Annotated in this window: 17 protein-coding genes; 7 read left to right on the top strand and 10 right to left on the bottom strand. The window is 61.8% G+C overall.

Translation table 11 applies throughout. The features are described from left to right. Positions 1 to 36: 36 nt before the first annotated feature. The 4 genes from DLD99_RS09720 (at position 37) to DLD99_RS09735 (ending at position 2,950) form a co-directional block, all read left to right on the top strand. Positions 37 to 285: a CrfX protein gene (locus DLD99_RS09720; RefSeq protein WP_065259737.1), complete on the top strand. Its 249-nt coding sequence runs from the start codon at positions 37 to 39 to the stop codon at positions 283 to 285. Between the two features lie 2 nt (positions 286 to 287). Beyond that, the gene (locus DLD99_RS09725; protein ID WP_065259736.1) at positions 288 to 1,112 is read left to right on the top strand and encodes a mechanosensitive ion channel family protein; all 825 of its coding nucleotides are present in this window, start codon (positions 288 to 290) and stop codon (positions 1,110 to 1,112) included. A gap of 90 nt (positions 1,113 to 1,202) precedes the next feature. Next, on the top strand, positions 1,203 to 1,793 hold the full coding sequence (gene sigX, locus DLD99_RS09730) for an RNA polymerase sigma factor SigX (protein WP_011333251.1): 591 nt from the start codon (positions 1,203 to 1,205) through the stop codon (positions 1,791 to 1,793). A gap of 107 nt (positions 1,794 to 1,900) precedes the next feature. Then, the gene (locus DLD99_RS09735) at positions 1,901 to 2,950 is read left to right on the top strand and encodes an OmpA family protein (RefSeq protein WP_085711904.1); all 1,050 of its coding nucleotides are present in this window, start codon (positions 1,901 to 1,903) and stop codon (positions 2,948 to 2,950) included. A gap of 74 nt (positions 2,951 to 3,024) precedes the next feature. Here DLD99_RS09735 and cobA read toward each other — a convergent pair whose 3' ends face one another. The 8 genes from cobA to DLD99_RS09775 form a co-directional block, all read right to left on the bottom strand. Further along, complete coding sequence (gene cobA / locus DLD99_RS09740) at positions 3,025 to 3,771, bottom strand: uroporphyrinogen-III C-methyltransferase (RefSeq protein WP_114882028.1); 747 nt, start codon at positions 3,769 to 3,771, stop codon at positions 3,025 to 3,027. A gap of 13 nt (positions 3,772 to 3,784) precedes the next feature. After that, complete coding sequence (locus DLD99_RS09745; RefSeq protein ID WP_114882029.1) at positions 3,785 to 6,499, bottom strand: nitrate reductase; 2,715 nt, start codon at positions 6,497 to 6,499, stop codon at positions 3,785 to 3,787. Further along, positions 6,499 to 6,816 (bottom strand): nitrite reductase small subunit NirD, encoded by a 318-nt coding sequence (nirD, locus tag DLD99_RS09750; RefSeq protein ID WP_064586764.1) that lies wholly within the window; start codon positions 6,814 to 6,816, stop codon positions 6,499 to 6,501. Before nirD ends, DLD99_RS09745 begins: the two co-directional genes overlap by 1 nt. Further along, positions 6,813 to 9,266 (bottom strand): nitrite reductase large subunit NirB, encoded by a 2,454-nt coding sequence (nirB, locus tag DLD99_RS09755; protein ID WP_114882030.1) that lies wholly within the window; start codon positions 9,264 to 9,266, stop codon positions 6,813 to 6,815. Before nirB ends, nirD begins: the two co-directional genes overlap by 4 nt. A gap of 310 nt (positions 9,267 to 9,576) precedes the next feature. Beyond that, complete coding sequence (locus DLD99_RS09760) at positions 9,577 to 11,247, bottom strand: bifunctional protein-serine/threonine kinase/phosphatase (protein ID WP_114882031.1); 1,671 nt, start codon at positions 11,245 to 11,247, stop codon at positions 9,577 to 9,579. Positions 11,248 to 11,254: 7 nt separating this feature from the next. Then, the gene (locus DLD99_RS09765) at positions 11,255 to 12,466 is read right to left on the bottom strand and encodes a nitrate/nitrite transporter (protein ID WP_114882032.1); all 1,212 of its coding nucleotides are present in this window, start codon (positions 12,464 to 12,466) and stop codon (positions 11,255 to 11,257) included. 221 nt (positions 12,467 to 12,687) lie between these two features. Then, positions 12,688 to 13,263, bottom strand: a complete 576-nt coding sequence (locus tag DLD99_RS09770; RefSeq protein ID WP_114882033.1) for an ANTAR domain-containing response regulator — start codon at positions 13,261 to 13,263, stop codon at positions 12,688 to 12,690. Positions 13,264 to 13,278: 15 nt separating this feature from the next. Continuing rightward, a complete protein-coding gene (locus DLD99_RS09775) occupies positions 13,279 to 14,490 on the bottom strand; it encodes a CmpA/NrtA family ABC transporter substrate-binding protein (protein WP_114882034.1) in 1,212 nt (403 codons plus the stop codon). 221 nt (positions 14,491 to 14,711) lie between these two features. Between DLD99_RS09775 and DLD99_RS09780 the strand changes: the two genes are divergently transcribed. Further along, positions 14,712 to 15,731 (top strand): quinone-dependent dihydroorotate dehydrogenase, encoded by a 1,020-nt coding sequence (locus tag DLD99_RS09780; protein ID WP_114882035.1) that lies wholly within the window; start codon positions 14,712 to 14,714, stop codon positions 15,729 to 15,731. Positions 15,732 to 15,868: 137 nt separating this feature from the next. Here DLD99_RS09780 and rmf read toward each other — a convergent pair whose 3' ends face one another. Next, positions 15,869 to 16,084, bottom strand: a complete 216-nt coding sequence (gene rmf, locus DLD99_RS09785) for a ribosome modulation factor (protein WP_003223300.1) — start codon at positions 16,082 to 16,084, stop codon at positions 15,869 to 15,871. 530 nt (positions 16,085 to 16,614) lie between these two features. On the opposite strand from rmf, the gene rlmKL reads away from it, so the two are divergent. Further along, positions 16,615 to 18,885 carry a bifunctional 23S rRNA (guanine(2069)-N(7))-methyltransferase RlmK/23S rRNA (guanine(2445)-N(2))-methyltransferase RlmL gene (gene rlmKL, locus DLD99_RS09790; protein WP_114882036.1) on the top strand — a complete coding sequence of 757 codons (2,271 nt, stop codon included), beginning with the start codon at positions 16,615 to 16,617 and terminating at the stop codon, positions 18,883 to 18,885. 144 nt (positions 18,886 to 19,029) lie between these two features. Then, positions 19,030 to 21,414 (top strand): sensor domain-containing diguanylate cyclase, encoded by a 2,385-nt coding sequence (locus tag DLD99_RS09795; protein ID WP_114882037.1) that lies wholly within the window; start codon positions 19,030 to 19,032, stop codon positions 21,412 to 21,414. A 142-nt stretch (positions 21,415 to 21,556) separates the two neighbouring features. Here the strand turns inward: DLD99_RS09795 and dacB are convergent, their stop codons facing one another. Beyond that, on the bottom strand, positions 21,557 to 23,017 hold the full coding sequence (gene dacB, locus DLD99_RS09800; protein WP_114882038.1) for a D-alanyl-D-alanine carboxypeptidase/D-alanyl-D-alanine endopeptidase: 1,461 nt from the start codon (positions 23,015 to 23,017) through the stop codon (positions 21,557 to 21,559). Between the last annotated feature and the right edge of the window lie 89 nt (positions 23,018 to 23,106).

The following is a 23,106-nucleotide window of genomic DNA, read 5'->3' on the forward strand; positions in this document are numbered from 1 at the left end:
TGCCCGCGTCTTTCACAGACATCACGAGAGGTGCGTATGCACGATCCGTTTGAACAGTCTTTGCGCGACATGCTCAACGCCTCGCCGTCCGGCCGCGACGACGATGCCTGCCTGGGCCGCGTACTCAAAACCGCCAACCGCCAGGTCGGCGCCGGTGATCTGTTCAGCCTGCTGGGCCGCTGGCTGCCCGCGCTGATGATCGCCCTGAACAACGGCTCGGCTCATGTCGCGCCGGTTTCCCGTCTCCGTAAACCTAACGCTCGCACTGCTGATAAGGCTGATTGAATATGGAACTTGATCTCTGGACTCAGAGCCTCGTCACGGCAATGACTGCGTTGTGGACCAAAGTCGCTAATTTCATCCCGAACCTGTTCGGCGCACTGGTGGTGCTGCTGTTGGGCTTCGTCGTGGCCAAGCTGCTGGACACCTTGCTGTCCAAGCTGCTCGCCAAACTCGGCCTTGACCGCCTGATGGGCGGCACCGGCCTGACCAAATTGATGTCCCGTGCGGGACTGCAAGTGCCGATCTCGACCCTGATCGGAAAAATCGTATATTGGTTCGTTCTGCTGATTTTCCTGGTTTCTGCGGCAGAATCCCTTGGACTTGAGCGCGTTTCAGCTACGCTGGACATGTTGGCGCTGTATGTGCCGAAAGTTTTCGGCGCCGCGCTGGTATTGCTGGTGGGTGTATTGCTGGCGCAACTGGCCAACGGTCTGGTGCGCGGTGCGGCAGAAGGCGTCGGACTGGACTACGCTTCAGGACTTGGGCGTATTGCCCAGGGTCTGGTGATCATCATCAGTATCTCGGTCGCGATCAGTCAGCTCGAGGTCAAGACCGACCTGCTGAACCATGTGATCGTCATTGTATTGATTACCGTTGGTCTGGCGGTTGCGCTGGCCATGGGTTTGGGAAGCCGGGAAATTGCCGGTCAGATTCTTGCGGGAATCTATGTGCGTGAGTTGTATCAGGTTGGGCAACAAGTGCGTGTTGGCGAGGTCGAAGGCCAGATCGAAGAGATCGGCACGGTTAAGACCACATTGCTGACCGATGAGGGTGAGCTAGTCTCTCTCTCCAATCGGATCCTGCTGGAACAGCATGTGAGTAGCCGCTAATCCGGCAAACCCTGCTAATGTATGCCGCCGCAAAATGCCAGCTGATGCTGGCAGCGGTGGACATTGACCTGACTGTCGGCACGACTTGTTTTGAATAAAGCCCAAACGCTATCCACGCGCTACGACCCCCGCGAGCTCTCTGATGAGGAGTTGGTCGCGCGCTCGCATACCGAGCTGTTTCACGTGACGCGCGCCTATGAAGAACTGATGCGGCGTTACCAGCGAACACTATTTAACGTTTGTGCGCGGTATCTTGGGAACGATCGCGACGCAGACGATGTCTGTCAGGAAGTGATGCTGAAGGTGCTGTACGGCCTGAAGAATTTCGAGGGGAAATCGAAGTTCAAGACATGGCTATATAGCATCACTTACAACGAATGCATCACGCAGTATCGGAAGGAACGGCGAAAGCGTCGCTTGATGGACGCACTGAGTCTTGACCCCCTCGAGGAAGCGTCCGAAGAAAAGGCGCCGAAACCCGAGGAGAAGGGTGGACTTGATCGCTGGCTGGTGTATGTGAACCCGATTGACCGTGAAATTCTGGTGCTACGTTTTGTCGCAGAGCTGGAATTTCAGGAGATCGCAGACATCATGCACATGGGTTTGAGTGCTACAAAAATGCGGTACAAACGTGCTCTAGATAAATTGCGTGAGAAATTTGCAGGCATTGCTGAAACTTAGTTCGGCGCAAATATCTCTTACGTGTAGGCAAGTTCTGATAGACTTGCCGCCGAGTTGTCCCCCGGTTTGCGGGACTGCTTCACAATCACCAGATGGGGATTTAACGGATGAAACTGAAAAACACCTTGGGCTTGGCCATTGGTTCTTTGATTGCCGCTACTTCGTTCGGCGCACTGGCACAAGGCCAAGGCGCAGTTGAAGGCGAACTGTTCTACAAGAAGCAGTACAACGACAGCGTTAACCATGTCGAAGACGGCTTCAACCCAGGCGCCTCTATCGGTTACTTCTTGACCGACGACGTGTCGTTGAACTTCACCTACGACAAGAACAACCACACCCGTTCGAATGACGGCACTGGCAGCCAGAAGCTGGATGGCGACAACTTCGGCCTGATCGCTCAGTACCACTTCAACAACGCTGGTGACGCTCTGCGTCCTTACGTTGCTGGCGGTGTGAAGCACGGCAGCCTGACCAATGTAGCCGCTGACGGCCACACCGGTCGCGACCAGTCGACCTACCTGAACGCTGGCGCTGGCGTTAAGTACTACTTCGCTGAAAACTTCTACGCCCGTGCTGGTGTAGACGCTGACTACAAACTGGACAACGGTCGCTGGAACTACGCTCCAGTAATCGGTCTGGGCGTGAACTTCGGTGGCGGCAACAAGCCTGCTGCTGCTCCAGTTCCAGCACCAGCTGAAGTCTGCTCCGACAGCGACAACGATGGCGTTTGCGACAACGTTGACAAGTGCCCGAACACCCCAGCCAACGTAACTGTTGACGCTGATGGCTGCCCGGCAGTTGCTGAAGTTGTTCGTGTAGAGCTGGACGTGAAGTTCGACTTCGACAAGTCGGTCGTCAAGCCAAACAGCTACGCTGACATCAAGAACCTGGCTGACTTCATGAAGCAGTACCCATCGACTCACACCACTGTTGAAGGTCACACTGACTCCGTCGGTCCTGACGCTTACAACCAGAAACTGTCCGAGCGTCGTGCAAACGCCGTTAAGCAAGTTCTGGTTAACCAGTACGGTGTTGAATCGTCCCGCGTTCAGTCGATTGGCTACGGCGAAACCCGTCCAGTTGCTGACAACAAAACCGAAGCTGGCCGCGCCGTTAACCGTCGCGTAGAAGCTCAGGTTGAAGCTCAAGCTAAGTAATTAGCTCGCTGCTTTGAGAAAAGCCCGGCTTATGCCGGGCTTTTCTTTGTCTGCGATTTGGTGAAACCAGATGATCAGGCTGACTGATCGGCCGGCCAGGCGAGCAAACCGGATCGGGCCGCCGCCACCGCACCAATCACCAGAATGGCCGGACTCTTGAGCTGGAACCTGTTGGCCGCTTCCTCCATCCCCGTCAGATCGCTCCGGCATTCCCGCTGCTGCGGCAGGGATGCGTTCTCGATCATCGCCACCGGCGTCTCCATCGCCATCCCGCCTGCCAGCAATTGCTCACGAATCTCGCTGAGCCTGGCGACTCCCATGTAGATCACCAAAGTCGTTCCACTCTGCGCCAGCGCTTGCCAGTTCACCTGACTGTCATCCTGAGTGTGCGCGGTAACCAGCGTCACACCCCGCGCCACGCCGCGCAAAGTCAGCGGAATATCACACTGCGTCGCCCCGGCCAGCCCGGCAGTGATGCCATTGACCAACTCCACTTCAACCCCGCGCTCACGCAGCCACTGCGCTTCCTCGCCACCCCGGCCGAAGATGCAGGGGTCGCCACCCTTGAGGCGAACCACGCATTTGCCTTGGCGGGCATAACGCAGCATCAGCCGATGAATGAATGCCTGAGGCGTCGAGCGACAGCCGCCGCGCTTGCCGACCGGAATGATCCGCGCGCCAGGGCAGTGCTCCAGCACGGCGTCATTGACCAGATCGTCGATCAGCACCACATCCGCTTCGTGCAGGGCACGCACGGCTTTGAGCGTCAGCAATTCAGGGTCGCCGGGACCTGCGCCCACCAGCCAGACTTTTGCGTTCATGGCGTTTTCCTCTTCAGATGGCGGCGACCGGCCGTGCTTCGGCGGCCAGCAAACGCTTGATTTCCGGGACGCAGGAACCGCATTGCGTGCCGCAGCCCAGTGTGTTTTTCAAACCCTGCAAATCCAGACCTTCACGAATCCCGGCGCAGACCGCGCTATGGCTGACGTTCCTGCAATTGCACAAGGTCTTGTCGGCAACGCTTTGCACGCCGGCATTGCCTGGCGGCGCGCTCATCGGCGCCAGCAGCCAGCGCCGCAGTTGTTCGTCCGCGCGGCCCTCCAGCCACAGGCCTTGCAGCCAATGCTGGGCGAGGGTCTCGCCAGCGAGGCGGATCGCCGTGATTCGCCCGCTCTCAATGCGTACCCGTTTGCCAATGGCCCGGCGCGGATCGTCGTAGGCCAGCACCGGGCCCTCGATCAGGGCCAGGCACTGATCGATTTCGCGCAGCAATTGCGGATCGGGCGCCGTGGCGCTGGCAGCGCGTATCAGCAACGCCGGACGCTCGCGACCGACAAGGCTGAGGCTGACGTAGGAAAACGCCTCACACAGCGGCCGAAGCGCCTCGAAGTGCCGTTGAACATCGCCCTCGATCAGTGCGAAAAGCTGCCAGGGCAGACTCACCGTCTCCAGGCGTACACCGCTGTGCTTGAGTTCCGGTTGTTTCGACAAGGGATCAAAAGCGGGCAGGGTCAGGCAATTCACGCCTCCCTTGAGAAAACGGTCACCCCAGTGCATCGGCAGAAAGGCCTGGCCCGGACGCACACTGTCATCGCTGGCGACCGCCACGATCACCGCTCCCCGCCGGCTCTTCAGATTCACCAGATCCCCCGGTTGCAAACGGTGCCGGCGCAATTCGTCCGGGTGCAGACTCAGCACTGCTTCACTGACATGCCCGAACAACTGCGCGGCTGTGCCGGTGCGGCTCATACCGTGCCATTGATCACGCAGGCGGCCGGTGATCAGGGTCAGGGGAAAGCGTGCGTCCCGTTGTTCCTTGGCGGCGCGATAGGGATCGGCAATGAACTGCGCGCGACCACTGGCCGTAGGAAATATGCCGTCGCGGTACAGCCGTGGCGTGCCTTGCCGGGCGCCCTGAGGAAACGGCCATTGCTGCGGCCCGATTTCGTCGAGCAATTCATGACTGATTCCGGAGAGGTCCAGATCGCGGCCACGGGTCAGTACCTTGAATTCATCGAACAATTGCGCAGGGCGATCAAACGCAAACAGGCTCGGCTGTTGCGGACGCAGCCGTTTCTCCAGGCGTTGTGCGAAATCCACCGTGATCGCCCAGTCCGGTCGCGCTTCACCCGGTGCGGCAATGGCTTTGCGGACGTGGGAAATGCGCCGCTCGGAGTTGGTCACCGAGCCTTCCTTCTCGCCCCAACTGGCCGCCGGCAACAGCAGGTCGGCAAACGCTGCGGTTTCGGTGGTGCGAAACGCTTCCTGCAACACCACGAAGGGGCAGGCATCCAGCGCTGCGCGCACGGCGTTTTGGTCCGGCATCGATTGCGCCGGGTTGGTGCAGGCAATCCACAATGCCTTGATCTTGCCGTTGCGCACCTGTTCAAACAGTTCGATGGCGCTGAGGCCGGTGTTTTCCGGCAGCGAATCCACGCCCCAATACGCCGCCACTTCTGCGCGGTGCTCCGGGTTGGCAGCCTCACGATGACCGGGTAACAGGTTGGAGAGGCTGCCGGTTTCCCGCCCGCCCATGGCATTCGGCTGACCGGTCAGGGAAAAAGGTCCTGCACCGGGCCGGCCGATTTGCCCGGTGGCCAGGTGCAGGTTGATCAGGGCGCTGTTCTTCGCGCTGCCGGCGGTGGACTGGTTCAACCCCATGCACCACAGCGACAGGAAACTCGGCGCGGTGCCGACCCATTCGGCGCATTGCTGCAACTGCTCGACACTGATCCCGCACAGCTGCGAAACCATCGCCGGCGTGTAATCACGCACTAGGCTTTTCAGCTCGGCGAGGCCTTCGGTGTGGGCCTTGATGAAGTAGCGGTCGATCCAGTCTTCCCACAACAGCAGATGCAAAATCCCATGGAACAAAGCGACATCGGTGCCCGGCAGAATCGCCAGATGCAGGTCGGCGAGATCACAGGTGTCAGTGCGCCGTGGGTCGATGACGATGACTTTCATCTGCGGGCGGCGGGATTTGGCCTCTTCAAGACGACGAAAAAGTACCGGGTGGGCGTAGGCCATGTTACTGCCGACGATCATCACGCAATCGCTCAGCTCCAGGTCCTCGTAGCCGCACGGTGGTGCGTCGGCGCCGAGGCTGCGTTTGTAACCGACCACCGCCGAAGACATGCAAAGCCGTGAATTACTGTCGATGTTGTTGGTGCCGACCAGCGCCCGCGCCAGTTTGTTGAAGGCGTAGTAATCCTCGGTCAGTAACTGCCCGGAGATGTAGAACGCCACGCTGTCCGGGCCGTGTTCGGCGATGGTTTCGGCGAACACATTGGCGGCGTGTTCCAGCGCGGTGTTCCAGTCGCAGCGGCTGCGCGCCAAACCCTTGCCCAAGCGCAATTCCGGGTACAACGCCCGTGCCGCCAGATCGCCGGTCAGGTGCAGGGTCGAGCCCTTGCTGCACAGCTTGCCGAAGTTGGCCGGATGCGCCGGATCGCCGCTGACGCCGAGAATGCGCTCGCCGTCATGCTCGATCAGCACGCCGCAGCCGACCCCGCAATAACAGCAGGTCGAGGCGGTCGTCTGGCGGTTCATCAGACGGCGTCCCGCAGGGCCAGTTGCACGCGGCCGTTTTCGACCCGGGCCGGGTGATGGTGCGCGCAGCCGATATCCGGAGCCTGGGCTTCGCCGGATTGCAGGTCGATCTGCCAGTTGTGCAGCGGGCAGGCGACACGTTTGCCGTAGATCAGGCCTTGTGACAGCGGGCCGCCCTTGTGCGGGCAGCGGTCGTCGAGTGCGAAAACCTCATCGTCGCTTGTGCGAAAGATCGCGATGTCACCTTTGGGCCCGGCGATGATCCGCGAACCGAGGGCGTTGATCTCTTCCAGGGCACAGATATCGAGCCAGTTCATGCCGGCACCTCCAGGTTTTTCACGGGAATCACGTCGAACTCTTTCTTCAGTTGCGGCTGGGCGAGGCGTTCTTTCCACGGGTCCTGTTCGAACGACAGGGAGAATTGCAGGCGCTCGTTCAGGGCCTTGCGGCGCTCGGGATCTTCCAGCACGGCTTTCTTGATGTGCTCCATGCCGACCCGTTGCAGGTAGTGCACGGTGCGTTCGAGGTAGAAGGCTTCTTCGCGGTACAGCTGCAGGAATGCGCCGTTGTATTCGCGCACTTCCTCGGCGGTCTTGAGCTTGACGAAGAACTCGGCGACCTCGGTCTTGATCCCGCCGTTGCCACCGATGTACATCTCCCAGCCGGAATCGACGCCGATGATTCCTACGTCCTTGATCCCTGCTTCCGAGCAGTTGCGCGGGCATCCGGAGACCGCCAGCTTCACTTTGTGCGGCGACCACATGTTGAACAGATCGTGTTCGAGGTCGATGCCCAACTGGGTCGAATTCTGCGTGCCGAAGCGGCAGAACTCGCTGCCGACGCAGGTTTTTACGGTGCGGATGGATTTGCCGTAGGCGTGGCCGGACGGCATGTCGAGGTCTTTCCACACACCGGGCAGGTCCTGCTTCTTGATCCCCAGCAGGTCGATGCGCTGGCCGCCGGTGACCTTGACCATCGGCACCTGATATTTGTCCGCCACGTCGGCGATCCGTCGCAGTTCCGACGGATTGGTCACGCCGCCCCACATCCGCGGAACGACCGAGTAGGTGCCGTCCTTCTGAATGTTGGCGTGGGCCCGCTCGTTGATCAGGCGCGACTGCGGATCGTCCTTGGCTTCGCCGGGCCAGGTGGAAATCAGGTAATAGTTGAGGGCCGGGCGGCAGGTGGCGCAGCCGTTCGGGGTGCGCCAGTTGAGGTAGCTCATGGTGCCGGCGATGGTCAGCAGGTGCTGCTCGCGGGTGGCCTGACGGATCTGGCCGTGGTTGAGGTCGCTGCAACCGCAGATGGCTTTTTCGCTTTTCGGTTTGACGTCCGCCGCGCCGCCGACCGTGTTGATCAGGATCTGCTCGACCAGCCCGGCGCAGGAGCCGCAGGAGCTGGCGGCCTTGGTGTGTTTCTTCACTTCGTCGACGCTGAACAGGCCGTGTTCCTGAATCGCCTTGACGATGGTGCCCTTGCACACGCCGTTGCAGCCGCAGACTTCGGCGTTGTCGGCCATGCTCATGGCTTTGTCCTGGCCTTGATGTCCTACGTCGCCTAAAGCGTTTTCTCCAAACATCAGGTGATCGCGGATCTCGCCGATGGCGTGATTCTCACGAATCTGCCGGAAATACCAACCGCCATCCGCCGTATCGCCGTACAGACAGGCGCCGACCAAAACGTCATCCTTGATCACCAGTTTTTTGTACACCCCGCCGATCGGGTCGGAGAGGGTGATGGTCTCGGTGCCTTCGCCGCCCATGAAGTCGCCAGCGGAAAACAGGTCGATGCCGGTGACCTTCAATTTGGTCGACGTCACCGAGCCCTGATAACGGGCAAAACCCAGTTGCGCCAAGTGGTTGGCGCAGACCTTGGCCTGTTCGAACAGCGGCGCGACCAGACCGTAGGCGATGCCGCGGTGGCTGGCGCATTCGCCGATGGCATAGATACGCGGGTCGTAGGTTTGCAGGGTGTCGTTGACCAGAATCCCGCGGTTGCACGGGATGCCGGCCTTTTCCGCGAGCTCGGTATTGGGGCGGATACCGGCGGCCATGACGACGAGATCGGCAGGAATGATGTCGCCGTTCTTGAATTGCACCGAGCCGACCCGGCCGTTGCCGGCGTCGTGCAGGGCCTGGGTCTGTTCGCACAGGCGAAAGTGCAGGCCACGGGATTCGAGGGCGGTTTGCAGGAGCTGGCCGCTGGTCTTGTCCAGTTGCCGCTCCAGCAGCCATTCACCGAGGTGCACCACGGTGACGTGCATGCCGCGCAACATCAGGCCGTTGGCCGCTTCGAGGCCGAGCAGGCCGCCGCCGATCACCACGGCGTGCTTGTGGGTCTTGGCGGTGTCGATCATCGCCTGGGTGTCGGCGATGTCGCGGTAACCGATCACGCCCTGCAAGGTATTGCCGGGGATCGGCAGGATGAACGGGGTCGAGCCGGTGGCGATCAGCAGACGATCGTATTCGGCCTCGGTGCCGTCCTCGGCGATCACCCGGCGTTTGACCCGGTCGATCTCCACCACTTTGCGGTTGAGCAGCAGTTTGATGCCGTTTTCCAGGTACCAGTCGAGGTCGTTGAGCACGATCTCTTCGAAGGTCTGTTCGCCGGCCAGCACCGGTGACAGCAGGATGCGGTTGTAGTTGGTGTGGGGTTCGGCGCCGAAGACCGTGATGTCGTACAGTTCGTTGCTCAGCTTGAGCAGTTCCTCCAGGGTACGGACCCCGGCCATGCCATTGCCGATCATCACCAGTTTGAGTTTTTTCATCAGGTTCTCCGGGGAGCTTCGGGCTTGCCTCTTGTGGGCAGTCAGGCCTTGCTCGACAAAAATGGCGCAAACAAAAAAGGCGTCCCGCCAGTTACCTGGCGAGGACGCCTTTGTCCTTGTCCCGTTCTCTCGGGAAGCCTGGCCTTCGTCGTTGAAGGTCGGGCTTAATGTCAGTTGAAAACGATCATGCAGTGGTTGTGCCAAGTCGCGCTGAGCGCTGAATTCATTGAGGTGGCGCGGGCATTGGCCAGAGAGTCATTGTGGTTTTTGCACCGATTGGATGCGGCTTGCCCGCTAATGGAGCGACGAGTCAGCCATGAAACAACAGGAACAGCAGCACCAGATTGCCCAGCAGCGCCAGTAACGCCAATGTCCGCCAGACCTTCAGCGGCTCCCGTTCGAGCAAGGGGCGAGGGCGTACATTCAGGCTGCGGCGTTCACCCTGTTCCAGCGTGAGCAACCATTCTTCGGCAGTTTCATAGCGTTGCAACGGATCGGCCGAGACCCCGCGTTCCAGACACTGCGCCAGCCATTCCGGCAGATCCGGCCGATAACGCGCCGCACTCACCGGCACCCCGAAGCGCGGTCGCTGAAACGCTTCGATCTCGCCGTAGGGATAGTGCCCGGTGAGCAGGAAATATAACGTCACGCCCACCGAATACAGATCCTGACGAGCCTCGGGTGCATCACCCCGAAAGGACTCCGGGGCGATGTAGCTAGGAGTGCCGGGCAAGGTTGACGGTGTGTCCTGCGACAGGCCGGCACAATACGCCAGACCGAAATCCAGCAGACGCAACTCGCCGTCATCCCCCAGCAGCAGGTTTTCCGGTTTGATGTCGCGGTGCAGAATCTGCCGCCGATGCAGCAGACCGACGGCCCGCAACAGGCGTTCGGCCACATCCTGCCACTGAGGCAGCGACAACGGGCCGCTTTGCTCGAACAGCCGCGCGAGGGTGATTCCCGAATATTCACGCATCACGTAATACAAATGCTGACGCTGACTGGCGCCATGGACTTCAGGGAAATGTCGCCCGGCCACGCGTTTGAGAAACCATTCCTCCGCCAGCAAGGCCTGACCTGCGTGGGCATCGTCCGCCAGCCGTGTGGGCAAGGTCTTCAACAGCCACGCCTGGCCTTGGCTATCGAGGACGCGATACAGCAGCGATTGCTGGCTTTGGCCGACAATGCCTTGAACCTGCCAGCCTTCGAAGATCTGGCCCGGTTTGAGCGTCGGGGGCAGGGGCCATTGCTGCAGCTGGATCAATGCATCGCCGATGCTCGCTTCCCCCACGGCATCCACCCGCACCAGCAGGGCGCTGGCGTTGTCCTGGCTGCCGGCCAGGTGCGCGGCGTTGACTAGCGTTTGTGCCGCACTGTGCAGATCCGGTTGATCGCGCAGGATTCCGGCGATGGCTGTGTCGCCAAGCACGGCCCAGACACCGTCGCTGAGCAGCACGAAGCTTTCGCCCTCACGCAGCTCGCCGTCGAGAAAATCCAGCACCAGATGCTGATCCAGTCCCAGTGCACGCTTGAGCACGTGCTGCATGCCTGGTTGCTCCCAGACGTGATCCTCGGTGATCCGCTGCAGGATGTCGGCGTGCCAGCGATAGACCCGACAATCCCCCACATGCGCCAGCGTGAAGCGCCTCCCGCGCATGACCAGGGCGCTGACGGTGGTGAGCAACGGCTGGCCGCCGCCATTGGCCTGCAACCAGCGGTTTTGCGCGAGCAGCAGGCGATCCAGCGCCTGGGCCACGCTCCAGGTCTGCGGGGTGGCGTAGTAGTCCAGCGCCAGCGCCTGCAGGGTCGAGCGCGCAGCCAGACCGCCATCGGCGCACTGGCTGACGCCGTCGGCGATGGCGAACAGAAACCCTTTGCTGGCAGCCAGCGCCGGGGCCGGCGTAACCAGGCGCAAGGCGTCCTGATTTTCTGCGCGCGGGCCGGTGACGCTGGCTTCGGCGAAGCTCAGTTGCAGGGCCATGCGGGCCTCAGACCCGGGCAGCGGTCACGGCCGCCGAACCCCAGGTGGTTCTCCAGCGACGTTTGACGCCGTGCAGGCCGAACCATGCCAACACGCCAAGGCTAGCGAACAACCACAGCGCCAGTTGATAGCTGCCGGTGCTCTGTTTGATCGCACCCATGCCGGCCGCCAGGGCAAAACCGCCGATGCCGCCGGCCATGCCGATCAGCCCGGTCATCACGCCGATCTCGCGGCGGAAGCGCTGCGGCACCAGTTGGAACACCGCGCCGTTACCCGCGCCGAGACCGAGCATGGTGCAGACGAACAGTGCCAGCGCCGCGTAGGAACTCGGCAGGTTGAAGCCGACAGCCGCGATGCAGACCGCCGCCACCGTGTACATCGCCAAGAGCGTGCGAATCCCGCCGAAACGGTCAGCCAGCGCGCCGCCCAGCGGGCGCATCAGGCTGCCACCGAACACGCAGGCGGCGGTGTAGTAGCCGGCGGTGACCGGGCTCAGGCCGTATTGATCGTTGAAGTAGCCGGGCAGGGCGCTGGCCAGGCCGATGAAACCGCCGAAGGTGACGCTGTAGAAAAACATGAACCACCAACTGTCACGGTCGCCCAACGCCTTGAAGTAGTCGGCCATGGATTTGGCTTTTGGTCGCTCCGGCGCGTTTTTCGCCAGCCAGGAGAACAGCACCAGCGTCAGGATCAGCGGAATCAGGGCGAAACCGAACACATTGCTCCAGCCGAACGCCGCTGCCAGTACCGGAGCGATCAGCGCCGCGAACACGGTCCCGGAATTGCCGGCCCCGGCGATGCCCATTGCCTTGCCCTGATGCTCCGGCGGATACCACTGCGAGGCCAGCGGCAGCGCCACGGCAAACGAAGCGCCGGCCATGCCGAGGAACAGGCCAAGCAGAAGCGCCTGTTCGTAGCTGTGGATGCCGAGTTTCCAGGCACCGAACAGGGCGCAGATCACGATCACCTGGCCGATCAGCCCGGCGGTTTTCGGCGACAGGCGATCGGCAAGCATGCCCATCGCAAAGCGCAGCACGGCCCCGGCCAGAATCGGCGTGGCCACTACCAGGCCGCGCTGCTGGGTGGTCAGGTGCAGGTCGGCGGCGATCTGCACCGCCAGCGGGCCGAGCAGATACCAGACCATGAAGCTCAGGTCGAAATACAGGAAGGCCGCGAACAGGGTCGGGATGTGGCCGGATTTCCAGAAGCTTTTATTCATCGCGCACCTCAGCGGTAGAGAATCTCGAGAAGGAATCAGAACCAGCACAGTGGGGCGCCGCCACGGCCGCACCACCGGCCCCGGTCAATGGGGCCAAAACGCAAAAACGCCGCTACCCGGATCGCCGAAAGGGGCGAAGGAGGTGAGCGACGTCTTTGTCGTGGGTGGGGGCAACCGCCGTTGGTTACCTGTAGGGATTGCTTAGCGAGATCTGTGCCAGCTCAGCCAAGCAACTCGCTCATGGCAATGATCTGCTCTGCCACCTGAATCAGTTTCTGCTGGCGACTCATGGCCTGGCGGCGCATCAGGGTGTAGGCCTCTTCTTCGTTGCAGTCCTTCATTTTCATCAGCAGACCCTTGGCCAGTTCGATGCGTTTGCGCTCGGCCAGTTGCTGGTCGCGGGCCTGTAGCTGGGCGCGCAGGGCCTGGTCGCTTTCGAAGCGGGCCATGGCCACGTCGAGAATCGGCTGCAAGCGTTGTGCGTGGATGCCTTCGACGATGTAGGCACTGACCCCGGACTTGATCGCCTGACGCATCACGCCGGGGTCGTGCTCGTCGGTGAACATCACGATCGGCCGGGGCTGGTCGCGAGTGACCAGTACCACTTGTTCCATTACATCGCGGCCCGGTGACTCGGTATCGATCAGGATCACGTCCGGGCGCACCGTTTCGACGCGCGCCGGCAGGTCGATGGTCAGGCCCGATTCGTCGATCACCTCGAAGCCGGCCTCGGTCAGCGCGGCTTTCAGGCGGCCGACTTTTTTCGCCGTGTCGTTGATCAGCAGAATGCGCAGCATGTTCGCGGTCTCCTGTCAGCGGTGGGCGAGAAGAGGGGCGGTGTTGCTCAACGCGTGCAGCTTGAAGCTTTGCGCGTAGGCGGCGGGGTCGCTGCCGTCCCAGACCTTGCCGTCGATCAACTGGCTGCTGCGCATGTCCTCCGTGCCGACTTGCACACCGACCGCGCTGGCGGCGTCGCGGTACAGTGCCAGTTGCTGTACTTGACGGGCGACGGAGAGGTAATCCGGGTCGTCGCGCAGCAAACCCCAGCGGCGGAACTGGGTCATGAACCACATGCCGTCCGACAGATACGGCAGATTCACCGCACCATCGCCGTGAAAGCGCAGGGCGTGCGGGTCTTGCCAGCGGTTGCCCAGACCGTCGTCGTAGTCGCCGAGAAAACGCGGTTCGATGCAGGACACCGGGGCGTCGAGGTACTCGGCGGCGCTGAGCAGGTGCGCGGTGCTGCGGCGGTTTTCCGGGTTTTCTTCGATGAAACGGCTGGCTTCGAGGATCGCCATCACCAGCGCCCGCGCCGTGTTGGGGTATTGCTCGACGAAGGCGCGGGTGCAGCCGAGGACCTTTTCCGGGTGATCGGGCCAGATGGTCTGGCTGGTCGCCAGGGTGAAACCGAGATTCTGCTGTACGGCGCTGGCGGCCCACGGCTCGCCGACGCAGAAACCGTCGATGCGACCGGCCTGCAGGTGCGCGACCATTTGCGGCGGCGGCACCACCACACTGTCGACATCCTGCAACGGATGGATGCCCTGGCTCGCCAGCCAGTAATACAGCCACATGGCATGGGTGCCGGTGGGGAAGGTCTGGGCGAAGGTCAGCCTTGCGCGGGTTTGGTGCACATGACGGTCCAGCGCCTCAGGACCGGTCGCGCCCAGCCCCTGCAAGCCGTGGGACAGGTTGAGGCTCTGGCCGTTCTGGTTCAGGCCCATCAGCACCGCCATGTCGATGGAAGCAACGCCGCCGATGCCCAGATGTACCGCGTAGATCAAACCGTACAGGCTGTGGGCGGCGTCGAGTTCACCGCTGACCAGATTGTCCCGCAGGTTGGCCCAGGAACTCTGGCGCTTGAGATTCAAGGTCAGGCCGTAAGGCTGGGCAAAGCCCTGGGTGGCGGCGACCACCACCGAAGCGCAGTCGCTCAGGGCCATGAAACCGAGGTTGATCGCGCTTTTTTCCGGGGCATCGCTGCCGTTGACCCAGGCCAGTGGCCCGACGGAGGTTTGAGTCATGAAGCCACCCTCAAAAAAAACGCCGTCCGAGGCTTTGCCCGCGCAAAACCGAGAGACGACGCCATTGTCCTTGCCTGCACGCCACCATTGGCCTGCGGGCTGATATCGGGGAAGGTGCAAGGCATATGCCAGCGCAGCGGATTTGCGCATGCGCCTCGCGCGGCAGGGCGATGCCCGGCTATAATCGCCGCCTCTTTTCGCCGCCCGAGTCATAGCCGCCCATGTACACCCTGGCCCGTCAGCTGTTGTTCAAACTTTCCCCGGAAACCTCCCACGATCTGTCGCTGGATCTGATCGGCGCGGGCGGGCGTTTGGGCCTCAACGGCTTGCTGTGCAAGGCGCCGGCTTCGCTGCCGGTGAACGTCATGGGCCTGCAGTTCCCGAACCCTGTCGGTCTGGCGGCGGGTCTGGACAAGAACGGCGCGGCCATCGACGGCTTCGCGCAGCTGGGTTTCGGTTTTGTCGAAATCGGCACCGTGACTCCGCGCCCGCAGCCGGGCAACCCGAAACCACGGATTTTCCGCCTGCCGGAAGCCGAGGCGATCATCAACCGCATGGGTTTCAACAACCTCGGTGTGGACAACCTGTTGGCGCGGGTGGCGGCGGCCAAATACAAAGGCGTGCTGGGGATCAATATCGGCAAGAACTTCGACACCCCGGTCGAGCGTGCGGTGGATGACTACCTGATCTGCCTGGACAAGGTCTACGCCCACGCCAGTTACGTCACGGTCAACGTCAGTTCGCCGAACACCCCGGGCCTGCGCAGCCTGCAATTCGGTGATTCGCTCAAGCAATTGCTGGCAGATCTGGCCACGCGTCGCGCCGAACTGGCCCTGCGTCACGGCAAGCATGTTCCGCTGGCGATCAAGATCGCGCCGGACATGACCGACGAAGAAACGGCGCAGGTCGCACAAGCGCTGATCGAAACCGGGATGGACGCGGTGATCGCCACCAACACCACCCTCAGCCGCGTAGGCGTCGAAGGCATGGAACATGGTGACGAGGCGGGCGGTCTGTCCGGTGCGCCGGTGCGTGAGAAGAGCACCCATACCGTGAAAGTGCTGGCGTCCGAGCTGGGCGGCAAACTGCCGATCATCGCGGCCGGCGGCATCACCGAAGGCAAGCATGCGGCCGAGAAGATCACTGCCGGCGCGAGCCTGGTGCAGATCTACTCCGGCTTCATCTACAAAGGCCCGGCGCTGATCCGTGAATCCGTGGACGCTATCGCCGCCAGGCGCTGATCATCGGACATAAACGGCAGGCATAAAAAAGGGCTCCTCGAAGGAGCCCCTGGGCCGTAGCCCGCCGTCCGGGAAGGACGTGCATGGTGATCAGGGTGTTGCGAAATCAGATTGTCGTGTCGGAATAAGTGCCTGTGTCAGCCGACGGCGTGAAGTTCGTTGAGTCTGTGGATTCCCGCAGTGCCGGTCATACCGTCCCAGTTGTCGCCGCGTCCTTCTCGCCAGCCGTTGATCCAGGCTTGACGTACCGACGGTAGAGTAAATGGGCAAAGCTCACGGGATTTGCCACCAACGCCATATTGATATCCGCGCAAAAATGCTCTTTCCAACGGATCACGCTTAAGTCTTCTCATAGGGTGTTTCCCTCACTTGTTGACTGTTTTTGTCGCGTCGACCTCAATTGAGGTCTGGCAGAAAAACTCTGCCGTTGGCGGCTCGCTGCCGGCGTGGCGAGCCAAGGTGTTGACGCCGTTGCGGCGTCAACCTGTGTCCAGTTCTAACCAATGAGTCACATCGAGGGAATGACCGTTTTGTCATAAGGACGTAACGAAAAGGGTGCTATGGCGATAAGTAACGGCAGGTTTCATGAATGTTTATTCACCAAACCCCGGTATGATCGGCCCTGCGCTGTATGACAGGTTTAATGCCTTAGTGAGAATGACCCACGTTTACCGTCGGGTACTTTTCGACGAAGGGTTGCTTTGAGTCATTTTGTTGCATCAACTTTTTTATCTGTCCCGGCATCTAAGCTCCTTTGACCCGAGCAGCGGGGATGGAACGGCACACCTTCGTGCCACGCGGGCGCTCTTGTAGAAAAGCGCCTGATTGAAAACCGGATCGGCAATGCGTTGCCGGTTCATTAGCCAAAGGCTCTGGAAAAACCATGTCCGACCGTTTCGAACTCTTCCTCACTTGCCCCAAAGGCCTTGAAGGCCTGCTCATCGAGGAAGCCGTCGGGCTTGGCCTTGAAGACGCCCGCGAGCACACCTCCGCCGTGCGTGGCATGGCGACCATGGAAACCGCTTATCGCCTGTGCCTCTGGTCGCGTCTGGCCAACCGCGTGTTGCTGGTGCTCAAGCGCTTCCCGATGAAAGACGCCGAAGACCTGTACCACGGCGTACTCGACGTCGACTGGCAGGATCACATGCTGGCCGACGGCACCCTGGCTGTTGAATTCAGCGGCCACGGTTCGGGCATCGACAATACCCATTTCGGCGCCTTGAAGGTCAAGGACGCCATCGTCGACAAACTGCGCACTCCGCAGGGCGACCGCCCGAGCATCGACAAGCTCAACCCGGACCTGCGCATTCACCTGCGTCTGGATCGCGGTGAAGCGATTCTGTCCCTCGACCTCTCCGGCCACAGCCTGCACCAGCGCGGCTACCGCTTGCAGCAGGGTGCTGCGCCGCTGAAGGAAAACCTGGCAGCCGCGATCCTGATCCGTTCCGGCTGGCCGCGCATTGCCGCCGAAGGTGGCGCGCTGGCTGACCCGATGTGCGGTGTCGGCACGTTCCTGGTCGAAGCCGGCATGATCGCCGCCGATATGGCTCCGAACCTGCGTCGCGAGCAGTGGGGCTTCACCGCCTGGCTCGGTCACGTACCGGCGCTGTGGAAGAAGTTGCATGAAGAAGCGGTCGAGCGTGCTGCTGCCGGTCTGGCCAAGCCACCGCTGTGGATCCGTGGTTATGAAGCCGACCCACGGCTGATCCAGCCGGGCCGCAACAACGTCGAGCGCGCCGGCCTGAGCGAATGGATCAAGATCTATCAGGGCGAAGTCGCGACCTTCGAACCGCGTCCGGACCAGAACCAGAAAGGTCTGGTGATCTGCAACCCGCCGTACGGCGAGCGTCTGGGTGACGAAGCCAGCCTGTTGTACCTCTACCAGAACCTTGGCGAGCGTCTGCGTCAGGCCTGCCTGAACTGGGAAGCGGCGGTGTTCACCGGCGCGCCGGACCTGGGCAAGCGCATGGGCATCCGTAGCCACAAACAGTATTCGTTCTGGAACGGCGCGCTGCCGTGCAAGCTGCTGTTGATCAAAGTGTTGCCGGATCAGTTCGTCACCGGCGAGCGTCGTACTCCAGAGCAACGTCAGGCCGAGCGCGAGCAGGCTGCCTACGATCAGGCGCCGGACGAGCCGCAAGAGCGCAAGTACAACAAGAACGGTAACCCGATCAAACCGACGCCGGCCCCGGCTCCGGTGATCGAGCAGCCACGCCTGAGCGAAGGCGGGCAGATGTTTGCCAACCGTCTGCAGAAGAACCTCAAGGCCATGGGCAAGTGGGTCAAGCGCGAAGGTATCGACTGCTACCGTGTCTACGATGCGGACATGCCGGAATACGCCATGGCCATCGACCTGTATCACGACTGGGTGCACGTTCAGGAATATGCCGCGCCGAAGTCGATCGACCCGGAAAAAGCCTCGATCCGCATGTTCGATGCGCTGGCGGCCATCCCGCAGGCACTGAACATCGACAAGAGCCGCGTGGTGGTCAAGCGCCGCGAGCGTCAGAGCGGCACCAAGCAGTACGAGCGTCAGGCGGCCCAGGGCAAGTTCAACGAGGTCACTGAAGGCGGCGTGAAGTTGCTGGTGAACCTCACCGACTACCTCGACACCGGGCTGTTCCTCGATCACCGGCCGATGCGCATGCGGATCCAGAAAGAGGCGGCCGGCAAGCGCTTCCTCAACCTGTTCTGCTACACCGCGACCGCGAGTGTGCACGCAGCCAAGGGCGGCGCGCGCAGTACCACCAGCGTCGACCTGTCGAAAACCTACCTCGACTGGGCGCGCCGCAACCTGTCGCTCAACGGTTTCTCCGACAAGAACCGTCTGGAGCAGGGCGATGTGATGGCGTGGCTGGAAAACAGCCGGGAAGAGTACGACCTGATCTTCATCGACCCGCCGACCTTCTCCAACTCCAAGCGCATGGAAGGGATCTTTGACGTGCAGCGTGACCAGGTGCAATTGATCGACCTGGCCATGGCGCGTCTGGCAGCAGGCGGGGTGTTGTACTTCTCCAACAACTTCCGCAAGTTCCAGCTGGAAGACAACCTGGCCGAGCGTTATGCGGTCGAGGAAATCACCGCCAGCACCATCGATCCGGATTTCGCCCGTAACGGCAAGATCCACCGCGCCTGGAAAATCACGGCTCGTTGACGCTCTGCATAATTGGATCCACAGAGCCTTGATTTTAAAGGTTCTTGGATCCGATCAGAGCTAGCCAAATTAATGGCTAATAGCTATAACTCACTCACGGCCAATGGGGTTATCCCGTAAGTACTGGCGTAGTGAGTGGCCCATATGTCGTTGCACCCCGTGCGCCCCAAGATCCTGGGTTTTATCAGCGAAGAAGTCTCGGCCTGGCTGGTCGCGCTGCTGGTATTGCTCGCCGGCGGGATTCTCACGGGGCTGCTGGCCTGGGCCACCCTCAATCAGTTTCACAGCCAGTTGCGCCAGCGTTTTCAACTGTTGGCCAATGAGCGTTACAGCCGTATTGAAGAACGCTTTCAGGATCAGGAACAACGTCTCGACGGCCTGCGCCGGTTCTTCGCCAACTCCGAATCGGTGTCCCGCGCCGAATTCGATGGCTACACCCAACCTTTATTACTGCGCACCCAGGCCTATTCGTTCGCCTTGCGGGTGAGCGGTGCCGAGCGCGCCGCGTTCGAGCAGCGGGTGCGAGATGAAGGCATTACCACCTTCAGCGTGCGCGAACTCAATACCCGCGGTGAGCTGCAACTGGCCGCCGCCCGGGATGAATACGTCGTGGTGGTGTACAGCCAGACCCAGAGCCGCCTGGGTTCCCCACTGGGCTACGACTTGCTGGCCCAGCCGCTGCGTCGTTCGACCCTGGAGCGTGCCGACCAGCTCGGCGGCCTGGCGGTGTCGCAGCCGATGCATCTGGTCAGTATCGAACCGGCCTATGCGCGAGGCGTGCTGCTGGTGGCGCCGGTGCGGCGCGAGGGTGAGCCCAAGTCCTTCGGTTATGTGATGGCGGTGATCAGCATGCGCCAGTTGCTCGCCGACGGGCTGCCGGACGCCCTGCATGATTACCTATCGGTGCGCATCCTCGACCTGTCGACCAATGATCAGCACGAGGTGCTGTTCGAGTCGACCAATGATCCGGCGCCCAGCGATCTGTCGACCACGCGACTGGTACGCATGGCCGACCATGACTATCAGGTCGATATCTCGCCCAGCGAAGCCTTTTTGCAAGCCAACCATTCGTCGGTTGGCAGCGTGGTGATTCTCGGAGGTCTGCTCAGCCTGTTGCTCAGTGCGCTGCTGTATGTGCTGGTCAGTCAGCGTCAGCGAGCCTTGCGCATGGTCGAGTTGCGCACTCAGGAACTGCATGAGCGCGAGCAGGAACTGCGGGGCACCCATGGCCAGTTGCGCGGGGTGCTCAACGCGGCGACTCAAGTGGCGATCATCGCTACCGACCTGCGCGGCGTGATCAACACCTTCAACCCTGGCGCGGAGCAGATGCTCGGTTACCACAGCGTTGAAGTGGTTGGCCACATGACCCTGGAAAACCTGCATTTCCCCCGTGAGCTGATTACCCGAGCGGCGGAGCTGAGCGCCCGCTATGGCAAGGCCATCCCGACCTGCCAGGCGATGCTGGTGGAGGGCGGCGAAGTCGGCGGGCATGAGGCGCGCGAATGGACGCTGGTGCGCAAGGACGGCAGCCATCTGCCGGTGAACATGCTGGCCACCCCGGTGCTGGACGAGCAGGGGCTGTGGGTCGGGCACCTGGCGATTTGCATCGACATCACCGAGCGCAAGCGCGTACACGAAGCGCTGGCGGCGCGGGACGTGCTGCTGAAGAAACTCAGTGCCCACGTTCCCGGCGGCATCTATCAGTTCAAGATGGAGTTCGACGGGCGCTTCAGCGTGATCTACGCCAGCGACGGCATCCGCGAGATCTACGAGCTGGAACCCGACGTGCTGCTGCTCAATGCCGAATCAATCTTCACCCGGATTCATCCACAGGACGTCAGCCGTGTGCGCAAGTCGATCCGTGCCTCGGCGGACAACCTCAGTCCGTGGCGCGAGGAGTACCGCGTGCAATTGCCCGAGCGCGGCCTGCGCTGGGTACGCGGCGAAGCGACGCCCGAGGAATTGCCGGGCGGTGGCGTGCTGTGGCATGGCTACATTTCGGACATCTCCGACCTGAAGCGAGTGGAAGAAGAGTTGCGCGCACTATCGGTAACGGATGCGCTGACCGGCATTCACAACCGACGCTATTTCCAGGAACGCCTGACCACCGAAATGGCCCGGGTCGAGCGCGGGGGCGGTGAGTTATCGGTGATCATGCTCGACATCGACCACTTCAAACGGATCAACGATCAGTACGGCCACGCGGTCGGTGACCGGGTGTTGCAGGCGGTGTGCGAGCGCATCGGCCACCGGTTGCGGCGGACTGACGTGTTCTGTCGCCTGGGCGGCGAGGAGTTCATGGTGCTGTGCCCGGACATCGACGGCGATCACGCGTACATGCTGGCCGTGGAGTTGTGGCAAGGCCTGCGCGGGGCGCCGGTGGATGTGGTCGGTGTGGTGACCGCGAGTTTCGGGATTGCCAGCTGGCGGCCGGGGGAGGGCGCCGACTCGCTGTTGTTGCGGGCGGATTCGGGAGTTTACGCGGCGAAGCAGGGCGGGCGGGATCGGGTCGAGCGGCAGATGCACTGATCCGGTTTGCCGGTGAACACTTGTGGGAGCGAGCTTGCTCGCGAAGGGGCCAGCAAAGTCGACATCTTTATCGACTGACTGGACGCCTTCGCGAGCAAGTCGAGTCGTCGCACCGTCGCTCCCACAGTGTTTTCTGGTGTGCTTACAGAACCGAAGCGGTCTGCGGCGCTCGCGGCTGTTTGTAGAGATCCAGCAGCACCTGATCCAGCACCGACGACGCGCCGAACGGTGCCTTGTCGTTGAGGATCGCCACCACGGCCCAGGTGTTGCCGTTCACGTCGCGGCTGAAACCGGCGATGGCGCGCACGGTGTTCAGGGTGCCGGTCTTGACGTGGGCTTCGCCACGCATCGCGGTGGTCTTCAGGCGTTTACGCATGGTGCCGTCCATGCCGGCGATCGGCAGCGAGCTGATGTACTCGGCCGCGTAAGGGCTGTGCCACGCGGCTTGCAGCATCGCGGCCATTTCCCGGGCGCTGACCCGCTCGGCACGGGACAGGCCGGAACCGTTCTCCATCACCAGGTGCGGCGCGGTGATGCCTTTTCTCGCCAGCCACTGGCGGACCACGCGCTGCCCGGCCTTGGCGTCATCGCCGTCGGCTTCGTTGCGGAATTTCTGGCCAAGGCTCAGGAACAGCTGCTGGGCCATGGTGTTGTTACTGTATTTGTTGATGTCGCGGATGATTTCCGCCAGGTCCGGCGAGAAGGCGCGGGCCAGCACCTTGGCGTTGCTCGGCGTCGGGGCCAGACGGTCCTTGCCCTGGATGCTGCCGCCCAGTTCCTTCCAGATCGCCCGCACGGCGCCGGCGGTGTAGGTCGCGTGGTCGAGCAGCGACAGGTAAGTCTGCGAGCTGCAGCCTTCACCCAGTTGACCGGCAACGGTCACGGTCACGCTGCCATCAGCCTGCGTCACCGGGTTGTAGCGCACGCCGCCGGTGCACTGCTTGGAGTTGAGCGCCTTGACGGTGTTCTCGATCTTGATGCTGGCAATCGGTGGTTCTACTGAAATCAGTACCCGGCCGCCGTCATTGCGGGCCACGAAGCGCAGGGCCTTGAGGTTCACCAGCAACGAGTCCGGCTTGACCAGGAACGGCTTGTTCTCGTCATTGCCGTCATCGTTGAACTCAGGCAGTTGCGGCTGAATGAAGAAGCTGCGGTCCAGCACCAGGTCGCCGGTGATCTGGGTCACGCCGTTGGCGCGCAGGTCGCGCATCAGCAGCCAGAGTTTTTCCATGTTCAGCTTCGGATCGCCGCCACCCTTGAGGTAGAGGTTGCCGTTGAGAATGCCGCCGCTCAGGTCGCCGTCGGTGTAGAACTCGGTTTTCCACTGGTGGTTGGGGCCGAGCATTTCCAGCGCCGCGTAGGTGGTGACCAGTTTCATGGTCGAGGCCGGGTTGACCGACACATCGGCGTTGTACACGGTCGGTGTGCCCGGGCCGTCCAGCGGCACCATCACCAGCGACAGGGCAGTAGGCTGCAGCTTGCTGGCCTTGAGGGCTTTTTCGACGTTGGGGGTCAGGGACGTGTTGATGGTGGCAGCGGAGACGGGCAGGGCCAGGGGAAGAAGAAGGCCGGCCAGGAGCAGAGGACGCAACGATTTGATCATATGAAATAAAACCCTACAGCCGAGGGGAAAAAGACGAGGACATGGATGAAAAGGCCCTCAGTGGTCATGAAAGTGTCGGCATTATGCCC

The organism is Pseudomonas kribbensis (assembly GCF_003352185.1).
Lineage (GTDB): Bacteria > Pseudomonadota > Gammaproteobacteria > Pseudomonadales > Pseudomonadaceae > Aquipseudomonas > Aquipseudomonas kribbensis.

Coding starts and splice junctions, on each gene's coding strand:
- DLD99_RS09720 (WP_065259737.1), top strand. CDS start 37: ATGCACGATCCGTTTGAACAGTCTTTGCGCGACATGCTCAACGCCTCG.
- DLD99_RS09725 (WP_065259736.1), top strand. CDS start 288: ATGGAACTTGATCTCTGGACTCAGAGCCTCGTCACGGCAATGACTGCG.
- DLD99_RS09735 (WP_085711904.1), top strand. CDS start 1,901: ATGAAACTGAAAAACACCTTGGGCTTGGCCATTGGTTCTTTGATTGCC.
- cobA (WP_114882028.1), bottom strand. CDS start 3,771: ATGAACGCAAAAGTCTGGCTGGTGGGCGCAGGTCCCGGCGACCCTGAA.
- DLD99_RS09745 (WP_114882029.1), bottom strand. CDS start 6,499: ATGAACCGCCAGACGACCGCCTCGACCTGCTGTTATTGCGGGGTCGGC.
- nirD (WP_064586764.1), bottom strand. CDS start 6,816: ATGAACTGGCTCGATATCTGTGCCCTGGAAGAGATCAACGCCCTCGGT.
- nirB (WP_114882030.1), bottom strand. CDS start 9,266: ATGAAAAAACTCAAACTGGTGATGATCGGCAATGGCATGGCCGGGGTC.
- DLD99_RS09760 (WP_114882031.1), bottom strand. CDS start 11,247: ATGGCCCTGCAACTGAGCTTCGCCGAAGCCAGCGTCACCGGCCCGCGC.
- DLD99_RS09765 (WP_114882032.1), bottom strand. CDS start 12,466: ATGAATAAAAGCTTCTGGAAATCCGGCCACATCCCGACCCTGTTCGCG.
- DLD99_RS09770 (WP_114882033.1), bottom strand. CDS start 13,263: ATGCTGCGCATTCTGCTGATCAACGACACGGCGAAAAAAGTCGGCCGC.
- DLD99_RS09775 (WP_114882034.1), bottom strand. CDS start 14,490: ATGACTCAAACCTCCGTCGGGCCACTGGCCTGGGTCAACGGCAGCGAT.
- DLD99_RS09780 (WP_114882035.1), top strand. CDS start 14,712: ATGTACACCCTGGCCCGTCAGCTGTTGTTCAAACTTTCCCCGGAAACC.
- rmf (WP_003223300.1), bottom strand. CDS start 16,084: ATGAGAAGACTTAAGCGTGATCCGTTGGAAAGAGCATTTTTGCGCGGA.
- rlmKL (WP_114882036.1), top strand. CDS start 16,615: ATGTCCGACCGTTTCGAACTCTTCCTCACTTGCCCCAAAGGCCTTGAA.
- DLD99_RS09795 (WP_114882037.1), top strand. CDS start 19,030: ATGTCGTTGCACCCCGTGCGCCCCAAGATCCTGGGTTTTATCAGCGAA.
- dacB (WP_114882038.1), bottom strand. CDS start 23,017: ATGATCAAATCGTTGCGTCCTCTGCTCCTGGCCGGCCTTCTTCTTCCC.